General features: G+C 35.7%; 16 protein-coding genes. 15 read left to right on the top strand and 1 reads right to left on the bottom strand.

Features of this window, described 5'->3' with window-relative positions:
* The first annotated feature begins 61 nt into the window (after positions 1-61).
* The 4 genes from coaE (at position 62) to E2R68_RS06985 (ending at position 2074) form a co-directional block, all read left to right on the top strand.
* The gene (coaE, locus tag E2R68_RS07000; protein ID WP_134276803.1) at positions 62-658 is read left to right on the top strand and encodes a dephospho-CoA kinase; all 597 of its coding nucleotides are present in this window, start codon (positions 62-64) and stop codon (positions 656-658) included.
* Positions 659-737: 79 nt separating this feature from the next.
* Positions 738-1469 (top strand): cell division protein ZapD, encoded by a 732-nt coding sequence (gene zapD / locus E2R68_RS06995; RefSeq protein ID WP_134276801.1) that lies wholly within the window; start codon positions 738-740, stop codon positions 1467-1469.
* Positions 1470-1519: 50 nt separating this feature from the next.
* Positions 1520-1714, top strand: coding sequence for a DNA gyrase inhibitor YacG (gene yacG / locus E2R68_RS06990; protein ID WP_028869794.1), 195 nt, complete (start codon positions 1520-1522; stop codon positions 1712-1714).
* A 15-nt stretch (positions 1715-1729) separates the two neighbouring features.
* Complete coding sequence (locus tag E2R68_RS06985) at positions 1730-2074, top strand: HopJ type III effector protein (RefSeq protein ID WP_134276800.1); 345 nt, start codon at positions 1730-1732, stop codon at positions 2072-2074.
* A 67-nt stretch (positions 2075-2141) separates the two neighbouring features.
* Here E2R68_RS06985 and yciH read toward each other — a convergent pair whose 3' ends face one another.
* Complete coding sequence (gene yciH / locus E2R68_RS06980) at positions 2142-2468, bottom strand: stress response translation initiation inhibitor YciH (RefSeq protein WP_134276799.1); 327 nt, start codon at positions 2466-2468, stop codon at positions 2142-2144.
* A gap of 241 nt (positions 2469-2709) precedes the next feature.
* Here yciH and E2R68_RS06975 point away from each other — a divergent pair, with 241 nt between their 5' ends.
* The 11 genes from E2R68_RS06975 (at position 2710) to der (ending at position 14778) form a co-directional block, all read left to right on the top strand.
* The gene (locus tag E2R68_RS06975) at positions 2710-2934 is read left to right on the top strand and encodes a FeoA family protein (RefSeq protein WP_134276798.1); all 225 of its coding nucleotides are present in this window, start codon (positions 2710-2712) and stop codon (positions 2932-2934) included.
* A 1-nt stretch (position 2935) separates the two neighbouring features.
* On the top strand, positions 2936-5224 hold the full coding sequence (feoB, locus tag E2R68_RS06970; RefSeq protein ID WP_134276796.1) for a Fe(2+) transporter permease subunit FeoB: 2289 nt from the start codon (positions 2936-2938) through the stop codon (positions 5222-5224).
* A gap of 9 nt (positions 5225-5233) precedes the next feature.
* Complete coding sequence (locus tag E2R68_RS06965) at positions 5234-5464, top strand: FeoC-like transcriptional regulator (protein WP_134276794.1); 231 nt, start codon at positions 5234-5236, stop codon at positions 5462-5464.
* 181 nt (positions 5465-5645) lie between these two features.
* Positions 5646-6764: a dual-specificity RNA methyltransferase RlmN gene (rlmN, locus tag E2R68_RS06960; protein WP_134276792.1), complete on the top strand. Its 1119-nt coding sequence runs from the start codon at positions 5646-5648 to the stop codon at positions 6762-6764.
* 146 nt (positions 6765-6910) lie between these two features.
* Positions 6911-7696, top strand: a complete 786-nt coding sequence (gene pilW / locus E2R68_RS06955; protein WP_134276790.1) for a type IV pilus biogenesis/stability protein PilW — start codon at positions 6911-6913, stop codon at positions 7694-7696.
* The gene (locus E2R68_RS06950; RefSeq protein WP_166738826.1) at positions 7689-8609 is read left to right on the top strand and encodes a RodZ domain-containing protein; all 921 of its coding nucleotides are present in this window, start codon (positions 7689-7691) and stop codon (positions 8607-8609) included. Before pilW ends, E2R68_RS06950 begins: the two co-directional genes overlap by 8 nt.
* 67 nt (positions 8610-8676) lie before the next feature.
* Positions 8677-9786, top strand: coding sequence for a flavodoxin-dependent (E)-4-hydroxy-3-methylbut-2-enyl-diphosphate synthase (ispG, locus tag E2R68_RS06945; protein WP_134276786.1), 1110 nt, complete (start codon positions 8677-8679; stop codon positions 9784-9786).
* A gap of 246 nt (positions 9787-10032) precedes the next feature.
* Positions 10033-11310, top strand: a complete 1278-nt coding sequence (hisS, locus tag E2R68_RS06940; protein WP_134276784.1) for a histidine--tRNA ligase — start codon at positions 10033-10035, stop codon at positions 11308-11310.
* A gap of 40 nt (positions 11311-11350) precedes the next feature.
* Positions 11351-12031, top strand: a complete 681-nt coding sequence (locus E2R68_RS06935) for a YfgM family protein (protein ID WP_134276782.1) — start codon at positions 11351-11353, stop codon at positions 12029-12031.
* A 13-nt stretch (positions 12032-12044) separates the two neighbouring features.
* Positions 12045-13244 carry an outer membrane protein assembly factor BamB gene (gene bamB, locus E2R68_RS06930; RefSeq protein WP_134276780.1) on the top strand — a complete coding sequence of 400 codons (1200 nt, stop codon included), beginning with the start codon at positions 12045-12047 and terminating at the stop codon, positions 13242-13244.
* 73 nt (positions 13245-13317) lie between these two features.
* On the top strand, positions 13318-14778 hold the full coding sequence (gene der / locus E2R68_RS06925) for a ribosome biogenesis GTPase Der (RefSeq protein WP_134276778.1): 1461 nt from the start codon (positions 13318-13320) through the stop codon (positions 14776-14778).
* Positions 14779-14829 lie beyond the last annotated feature (51 nt).

The raw sequence follows: 14829 nt of genomic DNA, 5'->3' as shown, positions 1-14829 counted from the left end.
TATCGTCTTAACTCCTATAAAATAACCGCTAAGTAATAATTTAAAATAAAGAGAAGTTGAAATGCGTTTAATCATAGGCTTAACAGGTGGTATTGGGAGCGGTAAATCAACGGTTGCAAATGAATTTAAAGAATTAGGAATTGACGTTGTTGATGCAGACAAAGTTGCGCGCCAAGTTGTTGAACCTGGCCAACCGGCTTTAGCTGAAATTGAACTATATTTTGGTAAAGATGTCATAGACCAAGAAGATGCTTTAGATAGAGCAAAACTTCGTGATATTATTTTCAAATGCGAAGCAAAAAAACAATGGTTAAATGCTTTATTGCATCCTCTTATTCGCGACACTATGCTCGCTCAATTGAATGCCGCTAAAAGTGAATATGCCATATTAGAAGCACCGCTTTTATTTGAAAATAATTTAACGAAATATACAAAATATAATTTGCTAGTTGATGTCAATGAGCAGGTGCAAATAGAACGAGCTATCTTGCGAGATGGTAATACAAAAGCACAAATCCAAGCAATTATGAAAGCTCAATTGACACGAGAACAACGCTTAGAAAAGGCTGATTATATTATTGATAATAATAGTGAAGACCTTAATACTTTAAAACACAACATCAAAATATTACATACACAATTTTTAACCTTGTTATGATCGTACTTATTAGGTTTTATAATGTTGTGTTTCACATTTTTGATGTACTCTTAATCTTTAACAAAAAATAGATAACCTTATGATCACTTTTGAATATCCACTCACTGAAAAAAGCCGTAGTTATTTACGTTTCGAATCACTTTTTTTACAAATTAATCAAAGCATATTATTCAATAATGAAAGTGATACTGTTAGTTATTTTAAAGCATTATTTGAATTAATTGAGCTAAGCGACCGCAGTGATATTCGTTTAGATTTAATTAAAGATTTACGAAAATTGTCTGAACAAATGCAATCATGGTTATCTTATGAACAGGCTGATAAAAAAGCTGTTGAAGAAATTATCTCAGAGATAAGTGAGCTAATGAGTGCACTGTTAGTGATGTCAAAACAGCTTAAATTTTTTAAAGATAGTCGTTTTCTGACCTCATTAAAACAACGCTTTTTTATTCCTGGTGGCAGCTGCAGCTTTGATTTGCCACAATTTCATTTCTGGCAATCCCAAGATATTACTGTGCGCCAAGAAGATGCTAAACAATGGTTTGAACACTTTAAAATATTAGAACGCGCATTGACTCTATTTCTAAAAATAAAACGCCATCAGGGTGTTAAATCTGAGCAACAAGCTAAAAATGGTTTTTTCCAGAGTGAAGTTGAACAGGCTTTATTTATTATTGTTAATGTTGATCCCGCTTTAAAAATTTATCCTATGATATCCGGTCATAAGCAACGATATTCAATTCGTTTTATGAATATAAATGCTGAAAATAGTCATGCAGATTGTACTTATTTCGAGCAAGTACTTTGTTAAAGGTACAATATTAAAGTTAATTATTAAATAGTTATGAGCAAGGAAAATTAATGAAGGTGAATTGTCCAACTTGTCAAAAACAGGTTGTTTGGGATAAGCAAAGTTTATATCGTCCATTTTGCTGTAAACGCTGCCAGCTGATTGATTTAGGTGAATGGGCTGATGAAGAAAAGCGTATTAAAGGTGAATCAGTTAGCCCTGAAAATTTACCTCAGAACAAAACAATTTATTTTGAAGAAGATTAAATATAAGGAAATACAATGACATTAAGTGATTTTTTAAACAAATTAAAAAACCAACCAAAAAAAATTGAATTTAATGAATCAATGGCCGTGATTGAAGAAAATTACCATTTCACTGAAACTGCATTCTCTAATGGCAAACAACATAACGCAGCAGGAGAAAACTCTGGTTCATGTAAATTATTTTCTTTTGCTAAATTAAATAAATTAACGGAAGAACAAACATTAGCTTGTTTTGGGACTTACTATCGTGATGATGTTTTAGCCTTTCCAGAAGCAAGCGATCATCAAAATATTCGACAATTTATGATTAATGGCTGGTCAGGTGTTCATTTTGATAATGTTGCGTTAGTTTGTAAGTAGAGCTTTATTGGCACTTTATTAGAAAGGGGCTATTGCCCCTTTTTGATGTATGAGATCATGAAATAAGTTAACCGCCAGCTAATTTGACTTGATAGCCTTGTTTTTCTAAGACAGATTTAATGATTTCGCGCTTATCTGTTTGAATTTCAATAACAAAGTCTTTTACTGTTCCACCGCAGCCAGTCCGTTTTTTTATCTCTTTGGCTAATAATTTAATTGCCTTTTCATCTAGCTGTAATCCTTTAATTAAAGTGACACCTTTTCCTTTCCGACCTTTTGTTTCTCGATGTAAACGAATAATGCCATCACTTTCAGGTGCAACTTGCAGTGGTTTAGTTTTTGCAACTTTTCCGCCGTCTGTAGAGTAGACTAAATTTAATTCACCAAAATCCATTATGATTCCTATCTGTTAATACTTTTGCATATGATACTTGAAGTTACTAAAAATACTAAATGAATAGCGTTAAAGCTAAATAATGATAATCATTATAAATTGATCTAAAACAATACTCATGTTTATACCTAATTAATACAGGTAAACTTTATTGTAAATGATAATGGTTTGTATTAACTTAGGCGGTAAATGTAGGCATTGCATATTAATAATGCCGTTTGAGTCAGACTAAGGGTTATCAATGTTATTGTCAGAATTAAAAGTAGGGCAAATTGCAAATATCGTGAATATCAATGCAATTGAACCTATCATGCGCAAAAAATTACTTAATTTAGGGTTCTTGCCAAAAGCAGAAATTCAATTATTACGCGTAGCTCCATTAGGAGATCCGATTGCTATTCGTTGTGCAAATAGTTCTATCGCTTTACGTAAAAGTATTGCAAAAAAAATAGTAGTGGAAGGATAAGATGACTTTAAACATTGCAACAATTGGCAACCCCAATTCAGGTAAAACAACGTTATTTAATGCACTTACTGGTAGCCATCAACGTGTTGGTAACTGGAGTGGTGTAACTGTAGAGAAAAAAACAGGGCAATTTACATTAGACAACGATAAACCTGTAAAAGTGATTGATTTACCTGGTATCTATAACCTTGATTATGACCACTTAGGCTCATCATTAGATGAGCGAGTTGCTTTTGAATATATTATGCAAAGCAACCCAGATATTGTGATGAACATAATTGATGCAAGTTGTTTAGAAAGAAGCTTGTATTTAACGTTACAACTTTTAGAGCTAGGCTTGCCTGTATTAGTTGTGCTTAATAAAATGGATCTCGCTGATAAACAGAACCTTGTTATAAATGAAAAATTATTAAGTCAGCAATTAGGCTGTCCGGTTATTTCTTTATCAGCGCATGATCAAAAAGCTGTAAAACAATTAACGCGTGCTTTATCTACACAAAATTTAGATGAGTTATCTCAAGATTTCTCGCTTGATTATGGGACAAAACTACAACCGGTTATTAATCAAGTTACTGAACTTGTCTCAGTCGACTCTACTTTAAATAAGACGGCTTTAGCCATTAAATGTATTGAGAATGATCATACCTTAATACAGCAGTGTTCAGAGAAAGATCAAGTTAAAATATCGCAACTACGCAATACATTAAGTATTGATATTGATTTACAGGTAGCCGATGTTCGTTACACCTTTATTTACGGATTAACTCAAAATGCAGTTCGTACCAAAGGGCGTTTGAGTAAAACATTAACAGAAAAAATTGATGCAATTACTTTAAATCGTTATACCGGTATTCCTGTCTTTTTATTAGTGATGTATTTAATGTTTATGTTTGCTATTAACATTGGTAGCGCTTTTATCGATTTCTTTGATATTGCATCGGGTGCTATTTTTGTTGATGAAGCGGCTCATTGGTTAGGTGTCATCAATACTCCTGATTGGATAATCAACGTACTTGCTTACGGAGCCGGAAATGGTATTCAAACAGTAATGACCTTTATTCCTGTTATTGCTTGTTTGTATTTATTTTTAGCGATGCTTGAAAGTTCTGGTTACTTAGCAAGAGCTGCATTCGTTATTGACCGTGCAATGCAATATATCGGATTACCAGGGAAATCCTTTGTTCCTATGATCGTTGGTTTTGGCTGTACTGTACCCGCGGTGATGGCAGCTAGAACCTTGGAAAAAGAGCGTGAACGTTTATTAACAGTGGTTATGTCTCCTTTTATGTCTTGTGGAGCTCGACTACCTGTTTATGCTTTATTTGCTAGTGCGTTCTTTCCTGAGCATGGACAAAATATTGTTTTTTTACTTTATTTAATTGGTATTTTAGTAGCAGTACTAACAGGTTTTGTACTAAGCCGTACAATTCTACCGGGCAAAAGTGAAAGCATGTTTTTAGAAATTCCGGATTATGAACTGCCAACGATTAAAAACACATTAATCAAAACATGGCAAAAGTTAAAAGGTTTTGTATTTGGCGCAGGTCAAACCATTGTCTTAGTTGTAACGATTTTAAATGTTGTTAATTCAGTAGGTGTTGATGGAACATTTGGCCATCAAGATAGTGATAGCTCTCTATTAAGTAGAGGTGCTCAAATTGTCACGCCGGTATTATCTCCATTAGGGATAACTAATGACAATTGGCCTGCAACAGTGGGTATTGTCACTGGTATATTCGCAAAAGAAGCGGTTGTTGGTACATTAAATAATCTTTACTCTGGTTTAGAAAGTGATGATGAAGCAGAACTCACATTATTAGATAAATTGAATGCTGCCGTTGCAACTATCCCAGAAAACTTAATGGGAATTGATGTAACAGATCCATTAGGAATTAATGTTGGGGATGTAGCTGATTTAGAGGCCTCTGCTGAAGAACAAGGGGTTGATTTAACAATTTATAGCAATATCAAAAAATCATTTGTGAGCCAAGAAGCCGCTTTTGCTTATCTTTTGTTTATTCTTTTATATGCACCATGTGCAGCGGCTATGGGGGCAATTGTAAGAGAAGTTGGAACTAACTGGGCTCGTTTTATTGCCATTTGGTCAACGGCAATTGCTTATATCGTCTCGGTTGCTTATTACCAAATTGCTACTTTTTCTCAGCATCCAATGTCTAGCTTGGCATATTTATTAGTTTCGCTGCTTATTATTTTAACCGTGCTTTATAAGTTAAAACGTAAAGGTAACATATTGGCAGATATATCGATTTCTGAAGCGAAGTTAGTATAGGGAGGAGTGATGATATTAAAACGTTTATCGACTTATATTGAAACACATCAACGTGTTGAAGAAAGCATATTATTAAAAACCTTTAGGCTACAAAAGAGTGGATTGGCTCCTATGGTGGAAATACTTATTCGCTCTGGGCATGTACAAAAAACAGTTAACGGACGTGGTGAACGATTAGCGCCGCAAGTTTTTTATAGCTGGCAGAAAACACAAGTGATACCAATGACAACGGTGATTTAAGCCTTAAAGCAATATAAATATTATTTATATTAAGTACTAATTAACCTTAAACAACAAATACCTGAAGCAATAATTTGCTCAGGTATTTTTTTAGTTAAAATTTGTGACTAGCATCGGTTATTCAAAATATGTACAATCCACCTCCGAATTTATAGCAGAATCAGTCTAGTTGAGGCATCCCATGAGTCAGAAAAAAGTAAACCTGTTAGATTTAAACCGTCAAGGTTTACGTGATTTTTTCACTGAAATGAATGAAAAACCATTCCGTACTGAGCAGGTGATGAAATGGATTTATCATTTTGGTTGTGATGATTTTGATCAAATGACTAACATCAATAAAGCGTTACGTGAAAAACTGAAAGAGCGTGCAGTGATCATTGCACCTGAAGTTAAAGTGGAACAACGTAGTGATGATGGCACCATAAAATGGGCGATGACAGTAGGCGATCAAGAAATTGAAACCGTATATATTCCAGAAAAAGACCGAGCAACATTATGTGTTTCTTCGCAAGTAGGCTGTGCATTAGCATGTGATTTTTGCTCAACAGCTCAGCAGGGATTTAATCGTAATCTAACGGTGTCAGAAATCATTGGTCAAGTATGGCGTGCAGCTAAAATTATTGGCGTAATGGGAGAAAGCGGTACTCGACCTATTACTAATGTTGTGATGATGGGAATGGGCGAACCTTTATTGAATTTAAATAATGTTATTCCAGCGATGGAATTGATGTTGGATGATTTAGGTTATGCATTATCAAAGCGTCGAGTAACCTTATCAACATCAGGTGTTGTACCTGCATTAGATATTTTAGGTGACCGTATTGATGTGGCATTAGCGATTTCATTACATGCTTCGAATGATGAGTTACGTTCAAAAATGATGCCCATTAATGATAAATATAATATTGCTGATTTCTTAGCTGGTGTGAAACGTTATATTAGTAAATCAAATGCAAATCGCGGCAAAGTTACCATCGAATATTTATTACTCGATCATGTCAATGACTCAACAGATCAAGCTCATGAGTTAGCACACCTTTTAAAAGATACACCATGTAAAATCAACTTGATCCCATTTAATCCTTTCCCAGGAAATGATTATACAAAACCAAGTAATAGCCGTGTCGATCGCTTTAACAAAGTATTAATGGAATATGGTTATACTGTGATTGTACGTAAAACTCGTGGTGATGATATTGATGCCGCTTGTGGTCAGTTAGTAGGGGATGTTATTGACCGTACTAAACGTACGATGAATAAACGTAAACATGGCGAAAATATCAGCATTCAACAGAGCTAACACAATAAAATATTAAAACTGTTCTTAAACAAGATGATCGAAGTTCAAGAACAGTTAAAAAAAACATGCATCGAGCATAAAGTTACTTCACAATAGGCGTGCCTGAAAGGAACTTCCTACAGTGCTTTTTGTCCATTGAGGAATTTATGCGTTTTATCTTTATTGTTTTATTATCTTTATTTTTTATTTCAGCATGTGTTTCAAGTGAAACAAGCCAAACCACGACTAATAATCCAAGCAGTGAAAAAATGGCATTCGACCCAAAAGCTGCTGCCAACACCCGTATTCAATTAGCTTTGTTATATTTAGAACAAAGACAAATGCAACAGGCTAAAGAAAACTTAGATAAAGCCCTAGAGTATCAACCTAAAAGCGCTAAAGTATATCGAATATTTGCTTACTATTACCAAAAAGTAAATGAAGATGAAAAGGCCGATGAGTTTTATAAAAAAGCAATTTCACTCAATCGTAAGAGTGGTGATACATATCATAATTATGGTACGTTTTTATGTGCAAAAGGCGATTATAAAGAAGCTGAAGAAGCTTTCTTGAGTGCTGTTGCATTACCTAATTATACGCGTGTTGCTAGTACTTATGAAAATGCAGCAGTATGTGCAGAAGAAGCTAAAAGTAATAAAAAAGCGATTTATTACTACCAATATGCACTTTCACATAGTCCAAACAGTAATTATTTGAATTTAGATTTGGCAAGGTTGAATATAGATGAAAAAAATTATGATGCAGCAAAATTAAATTTATTTTCATTTCAAAGAGCTTCCCCGCAAACAGCAGAAAGTTTATGGCAGTGGGTACGTTTGAGTTATGCTACAGGAAAGAAAGCGAGCTTAAACAAATACAGTAAACAGCTTTTGGGTGAATTTCCTGAATCAGAACAAGCTTTAAATTATTTAAATAATGAACATTATGAGTGATCAAATTAAAGATAAAAATGAACAGCAAATTCCTCTTGAACAAGCGCTAAAAGATGGTCGTTTAGCCGCTCAATTATCTGTTGAAGATATTGCATTAAGATTGAATTTGAAAAAAACAGTGATTCGAGATATCGAAGATAGCTTAGATACAGTGATAGCTGAGGCTGCTTATCCAAAAGTTTATTTACGTGGTTATTTAGTTAATTATAGTAAAGAGATTGGATTAGATGACCTTGAATCATTCCCTCAATATCAGCAATTATTGGGGCCAGAAAAGTCAGCTACAGGATTAAAAAATCCTCATATAATGACCTATGATGAAAAATCATATAATAAGTCGCTTATTATTCTTTTGTTGTTATTTGTCGCTATGGTTGTTGGTGTGACTGTATTTTGGAAAACATCTCCAGACAGTACTAAAGCAAGTGCTGGGTCTGCATCTAAAACCGATAATGTAGAGATGCGCTTGCCTGAAACAGCAAGTCAGGATGTTGAAACTTCGACATTAGATATTCAGCAACAAGCACAACCAGGCGTACAAATTGAAAAAAATAATGCGTTATCTAGTGCACAAACAACACAACAAAATGTTGATAATAACGGTCTAGAAGCGCTTTCTAGCACTTCTGAACAATCGGTTGAAATAACAGATAGTCCTGAAAAGACTGTTCTTACAGAACAAACATTAACGTTAAAATTCAAAGATGAGTGTTGGACTGAAATTTTTGATGCAACAGGAAAGCGTCTTGCGTTTGGGTTATACACAAAAGGTGAACAGTTAAAACTTGCAGGAACTCCACCATTTAACTTAAAATTAGGCAATCCAATTGCAGCTGATGTTTTTTATCAAGATAAATTGTATAAAAAATCATTCAGAGCAGGTCGAACTGCTAATTTTAAACTGCCAGAATAATTTAATATTAAAAGTGATTTGGCAATTTAATAGTCAAATCATTTTTAACTTTTAAGAGTAACTAATAATGAGTCATACCTCTTCGATTATACGCCGCGTATCTAAACAGATAATGGTGGGAAATGTTCCTGTTGGTGGAGGTGCACCAATCACGGTTCAGTCAATGACAAATACACTAACTACTGATGTTGCAGCAACCGTTGCACAAATCAAACGTTTAGAAGCGGTTGGTGCAGATATGGTGCGTGTTTCAGTGCCCACAATGAATGCTGCTGAAGCTTTTCGAGAAATAAAAAAACAATGTAACATACCCTTAATTGCCGATATTCATTTTGATTATCGCATTGCATTAAAAGTGGCGGAATATGGGGTAGATTGTTTACGTATCAATCCTGGTAATATTGGTAATGAGCAACGTATTCGTAGTGTTGTTGATTGTGCTCGTGATAACAATATCCCTATTCGAATTGGTGTGAATGGTGGTTCTTTAGAGACTGATATTCAGGAAAAATATGGAGAGCCAACCGCACAAGCGTTAGTTGATTCTGCCTTACGTCATGTGGATATTCTAGATCGTTTAAACTTTGATCAATTTAAAGTTAGTGTTAAAGCGTCTGATGCATTATTAGCAGTAGAATCATATCAACTACTTGCACAACAAATTGTGCAACCTTTACACCTAGGGATCACCGAAGCAGGTGGTTTACGTAGTGGCAGTGTTAAATCTGCCGTTGGTTTAGGCATGTTATTATCACAAGGTATTGGTGATACTTTACGTGTTTCATTAGCCGCAGACCCGGTTGAAGAGATAAAAGTGGGTTTCGATATTTTGAAATCATTGCGTATTCGTAGCCGAGGTATTAATTTTATTGCTTGCCCAACTTGTTCTCGTCAAGAATTTGATGTCATCGCGACAGTAAACGCATTAGAAGAACGATTAGAAGATGTGGTGATGCCGATGGATGTTTCTATTATTGGCTGTGTTGTAAATGGACCAGGTGAAGCATTGATTTCAGATATTGGTATTACAGGCGGTAAAAATAAAAGTGGTTTTTATGAAGATGGCACACGTCAGCGTGAACGTTTTGATAACAACAATGTTATTGATCAATTAGAAGCAAAAATACGCGCACGTATTAGCCGAAGTGATCAAAGCCAAATTATTATTAAAAGCTAAATAATTGAAAGTTGCTTATTTAGTGAACAAGAAATCATTTGTCGTTTTTGTAAAAGTCTTACTCTTTGTAGCAAAATAAATAAAAAGCCTAAATGTTTCTAATATTTGAGCTTTTTATTTGTGTTAAAGGCTGCAAAGCAGATCCGCATTGTTCCATCTGTCAGTAAACTTCCTTATAATAAGCGTCAATTTTATTAAAATACATTAAGTATGTATTTTATCCATCGACAGAATTCGGAAATCATTGTGGCAAAGAAGATACAAGCTATTCGTGGTATGAACGATACCCTTCCTGAACAAACTCCTGTTTGGCAAAAATTAGAGTCATTAATTAGACAAACCGTTAGTAGTTATGGTTATTCTGAAATTCGTATGCCAATTGTTGAAAGTACTCATCTTTTCAAACGTTCAATTGGCGAAGTGACTGATATCGTTGAAAAAGAGATGTACACCTTTGAAGATCGTAATGGTGATAGTTTAACCTTACGTCCTGAAGGTACTGCTTCTTGTGTGCGCGCAGGTAATGAACATGGTTTGTTATATAACCAAGAACGCAGAATGTGGTATATCGGTCCTATGTTTCGTCATGAACGCCCACAAAAAGGCCGTTACCGCCAATTCCACCAAGTAGGGATTGAAACTTTTGGTATTGCTAGTGCTGATATTGATGCAGAAGTCATTTTGTTATCTGCTCGTTTGTGGAAAGCGTTAGGCATTGAAGAGCATGTGGAGCTGCAGTTAAATTCATTAGGTAGTAATGAAGAACGTAATGCATATAAAGCTAAATTAGTTGAATTTTTACAACAACATGAAGACAAACTAGATGAAGATAGTAAACGTCGCATGTTAACTAATCCTTTACGTGTTTTAGATAGTAAAAATGAAGCTGTTCAAGCTATTTTAGTTGATGCGCCGAAACTATCTGATTATTTTGGTGACGAAACTGCTGAGCATTTTGCAAAGGTACAAGCGTATTTAGATGCTGCTGGTATTAAATACGTCATTAATGAAAAAATTGTACGTGGATTAGATTATTACAATCGCACCGTATTTGAGTGGGTAACATCAAGTCTGGGGGCTCAAGGTACTATTTGTGCTGGTGGTCGTTATGATGGTTTAGTTGAACAACTAGGCGGTAAAGCAACACCTGCAGTAGGTTTTGCAATGGGGCTTGAGCGTATTATTTTAATGCTTGAAACACTAGAGCTGAATGCTGATGTTAAACCTGATGTTGATATCTATAGTATTTTAGTCGGTGAAGGTACTGATGTTGCTGGATTTAAAGTGGCTGAACAGATCCGAGACCAGCTACCTGAATTAAAAATGATGCATCATTGTGGCGCTGGTAACTTTAAAAAGCAGATGAAACGTGCTGATAAAAGTGGTGCAAAAATAGCCTTGATAATAGGTGAAAGCGAACTTGAGAGTGGTTGTGTCACAATTAAAGACTTACACAGTAATTCTGAGCAACAAACCATTGCAATTGATAGCTTAATTAAGGTATTACCTACCTACTTTGCATAACAATATTCATTTAAAAATAGATTAAGTATAAGGAACACACGTGGTTGATATTATCGAAGGGTACGAAACAGAAGAGCAACAAGTTGACGCGATTAAAAGATGGTGGAACGATAATGGCACCATGCTGATCGTTGCTATTGTAGTAGGCTTCGCTGGTTTATGGGGATGGCGCTACTATGGAGAGTCTGTTGTGACCAGCCAAGAGCAAGCTTCAACAGCATTTGATGCAACTTTAGTTAAGTTTCAAGCAGACAGTGCAGTTAAAGGCGCTGCAGAGATGCAAGCATTTGTTGATGCTAACAAAGACAGTAATTATGCAACATTAGCTTCATTATTATTAGCTAAACAAGCCGTTGCAGAAAATGATTTTGCGTTAGCTAAAACACAGTTAGAAGCATTATTAAAAGCGAATACATATGAACCTTTAATGCCTGTTATTCAACTACGCCTAGCACGTGTTGAAGCTCAACTAGGTGAATTTGATTCTGCTATTGCTTTATTAGATAAAATTAGCGCAGAAGGTTTTTTAGTGAAATCGAATCAAACTAAAGGTGCTATTTACCTTCAAAAGGGTGATCTTGAGTCTGCTCGTGGTGCATTTCAAGCTGCAGTTGATGCAAGCAAAGGACGTGTCGACCCAATTTTACAATTACAGCTAAATGATTTAGCTGTTGCTAAAGCAGAGGTTGCGGCGGCTCCTAAGTTAGACGCTGCGCAATAAACTGAGAAGAAAGATGATTAAATGGGTTAAAAAATTAACCATCATCACAACAACCACTTTAGTTTTAAGTGGTTGTTCGCTTTTTAGTGGCGAAGAAGATGTGGTTAAAATGGCAGACTTACCTGAGTTCGAAGCCACTTATGAGCCTCAAATTGCATGGACTAATAGTATTGGTGATGGTGTTGGGGATTATTATTCTCAACTAAAACCTGCTGTTGATAGTGATGCGGTATATGTTGCCGAACGTGATGGGAAAGTAAAAGCATTCTCAGTTGAAGGTGGCAGTCGTTTATGGACTACTGATTTAAATGATGATGATGTAAATATATTGAATACTTCTGCTCGTGTATCGGGTGGTGTAGGTTTAGGTGTTGGTGCAATATATATTGGCACTGAAAATGCGCAAGTTTTTGCATTAGATACAGAAACAGGTGAGATTAAATGGATGAGTTTAGTCTCAGGTGAAGTGATTGCTCAGCCTATTTATGATGCTGGACTTGTTGTCGTTCATACTTCTCGCGGTGATTTAATTGCATTAGATAGTGAAACGGGTGATGAAGTTTGGAATTTAGCCCATGCTCAACCTAAGTTAACACTTCGAGGCAGTTCTACACCAAGTATTTCACAGGGCGGCGTGATTTATGGTCGTTCAGATGGTTATGTGACAGCTGCACTGCTTAAAAATGGTCAACCTTTATGGCAACTTCCAGTTGCTAGACCTTATGGTGCAACAGAACTAGAACGCTTGGTTGACGTCGATATGGATCCCATCATAGTGAATGGCACTATTTATGCGTTAGCGTATAACGGTAACCTTGTTGCGATCGATTTATTAAAAGGTGTGGAACTTTGGTCTCGTAAATATTCTGGTTTTAAAAATATGGCCGTAGCCGGACTAGATATTTTCTTAACTGATTATCGAGGCTACGTTTATGCCGTTAACCGTAGTGATGGTAAACAACGTTGGGTGAATAAAGAGCTTTCATATCGTAATGTGTCGGGGGTTGCTATTGCCAACCAATTTATAGTGGTTGGTGATGAAGAAGGGTATTTACATTGGATTGATAGAGAAACGGGTGACTTTGTTGCACAACAAGATATTGATTCTGATGGTCTTTATATTGAGCCTGTTGTTACTGCTACACATCTATATTTACAAACACGTAGTGGTAAATTAGTTGCCATTGAAAAACCAATCTTAAATGTAGAATAATTTAATTCATTTTTACGTTATACTGTAGCCCCTTGCTGTGCACGGGGCTTTTTTAGTTTTATAGGATTCCAATATGTTACCAGTCATCGCTTTAGTAGGTCGCCCGAATGTAGGTAAATCTACGCTTTTTAATCGTTTAACACGCACCCGAGATGCGTTAGTAGCCGATTTCCCCGGTTTAACGCGTGACCGTAAGTATGGTCAAGCTAAAGTTGAAGAACTTGAATTTATCGTCATTGATACCGGAGGTATTCAAGGTGATGAAGAAGGAATTGATGCTTTAATGGCTGAGCAGTCATTAATTGCCATTGAAGAAGCTGATGCAGTTTTATTTCTTGTGGATGCGCGTGCAGGTTTAACGGTTGCAGACGAAGCTATTGCTTCTCATCTACGCAAACAAAATAAAAAAGTCATGGTTGTTGCAAATAAAACAGATGGTATTGATGCTGACTCTATGTGTGGTGAGTTTTATGCCTTAGCATTAGGTGAAGTTTACCATATTGCTGCTGCACACGGTAAAGGTGTGCGTCAGATGATTGATGCAGCTTTAGAAGAATTCCAAGAAGAAAACCCTGTTTCAGACGAAGTTGATGAATATGAATTTGCACTGGAATACGACGACGAAGATGAAGATAAAATTGCTAAAGAGCAAGAGCGTTTAGCAGCTTTACCAATCAAATTAGCTCTGATTGGTCGACCGAATGTAGGTAAATCTACGCTAACAAATCGAATTTTAGGTGAAGAGCGTGTATTAGTATTTGATATGCCAGGTACTACTCGTGACAGTGTTTATATTCCTATGGAGCGCGACGGTCGTGAATATATCTTAATTGATACCGCTGGTGTTCGTAAGCGTAAAAAAGTGAATGAAACAGTGGAAAAATTTTCTGTTATTAAAACATTAAAAGCCATTGAAGATTCAAATGTTGTATTGTTGATCATTGATGCTCGTGATGGCATTTCAGATCAAGATTTAAGCTTATTAGGTTATACCCTAAACTCTGGCCGCTCGTTAGTGATTGCGGTTAATAAATGGGATGGTATGACAGAGTATGATAAAGAGCGTGTTAAAACAGAATTAGATCGCCGTTTAGGCTTTATTGATTTTGCCAAAATTCACTTTATTTCTGCATTACATGGTACCGGCGTTGGACATTTATTTGAGTCAGTTGAAGAAGCTTATATGTCTTCAACTAAACGTATCTCTACGGCTATGCTGACGCGTATTATGGGTATGGCTACCGATGATCATGAGCCTCCAATGGTTGGCGCTCGTCGTGTTAAATTACGTTATGCTCATGCAGGTGGCTATAATCCACCATTGATTGTTATCCACGGTAATCAAGTGAAGAAACTAGCAGACTCGTATAAACGTTATCTAATGAATTACTTCCGCCGTACATTAGGCATTATGGGAACACCTATTCGTATAGAATTTAGAGAGGGATCTAATCCATTCGAAGGGCGTCGTAATAAATTAACACCACATCAAATGTATAAGCGTCAACGTATGATGCGTTACCATAAAAAGTAATAAGTTATTTTGTTTTCATAAGCAACGAATATAAAAATGACAAACGAAAAA

Source organism: Psychromonas algarum (assembly GCF_004376845.1).
In the GTDB taxonomy this organism is placed as follows: domain Bacteria; phylum Pseudomonadota; class Gammaproteobacteria; order Enterobacterales; family Psychromonadaceae; genus Psychromonas.
This window is presented reverse-complemented; position numbering and strand designations above follow the sequence as displayed.

Coding starts and splice junctions, on each gene's coding strand:
- yciH (WP_134276799.1), bottom strand. CDS start 2,468: ATGGATTTTGGTGAATTAAATTTAGTCTACTCTACAGACGGCGGAAAA.
- E2R68_RS06985 (WP_134276800.1), top strand. CDS start 1,730: ATGACATTAAGTGATTTTTTAAACAAATTAAAAAACCAACCAAAAAAA.
- coaE (WP_134276803.1), top strand. CDS start 62: ATGCGTTTAATCATAGGCTTAACAGGTGGTATTGGGAGCGGTAAATCA.
- rlmN (WP_134276792.1), top strand. CDS start 5,646: ATGAGTCAGAAAAAAGTAAACCTGTTAGATTTAAACCGTCAAGGTTTA.
- pilW (WP_134276790.1), top strand. CDS start 6,911: ATGCGTTTTATCTTTATTGTTTTATTATCTTTATTTTTTATTTCAGCA.
- E2R68_RS06975 (WP_134276798.1), top strand. CDS start 2,710: ATGTTATTGTCAGAATTAAAAGTAGGGCAAATTGCAAATATCGTGAAT.
- E2R68_RS06950 (WP_166738826.1), top strand. CDS start 7,689: ATGAGTGATCAAATTAAAGATAAAAATGAACAGCAAATTCCTCTTGAA.
- ispG (WP_134276786.1), top strand. CDS start 8,677: ATGAGTCATACCTCTTCGATTATACGCCGCGTATCTAAACAGATAATG.
- feoB (WP_134276796.1), top strand. CDS start 2,936: ATGACTTTAAACATTGCAACAATTGGCAACCCCAATTCAGGTAAAACA.
- der (WP_134276778.1), top strand. CDS start 13,318: ATGTTACCAGTCATCGCTTTAGTAGGTCGCCCGAATGTAGGTAAATCT.
- bamB (WP_134276780.1), top strand. CDS start 12,045: ATGATTAAATGGGTTAAAAAATTAACCATCATCACAACAACCACTTTA.
- yacG (WP_028869794.1), top strand. CDS start 1,520: ATGAAGGTGAATTGTCCAACTTGTCAAAAACAGGTTGTTTGGGATAAG.
- zapD (WP_134276801.1), top strand. CDS start 738: ATGATCACTTTTGAATATCCACTCACTGAAAAAAGCCGTAGTTATTTA.
- E2R68_RS06965 (WP_134276794.1), top strand. CDS start 5,234: ATGATATTAAAACGTTTATCGACTTATATTGAAACACATCAACGTGTT.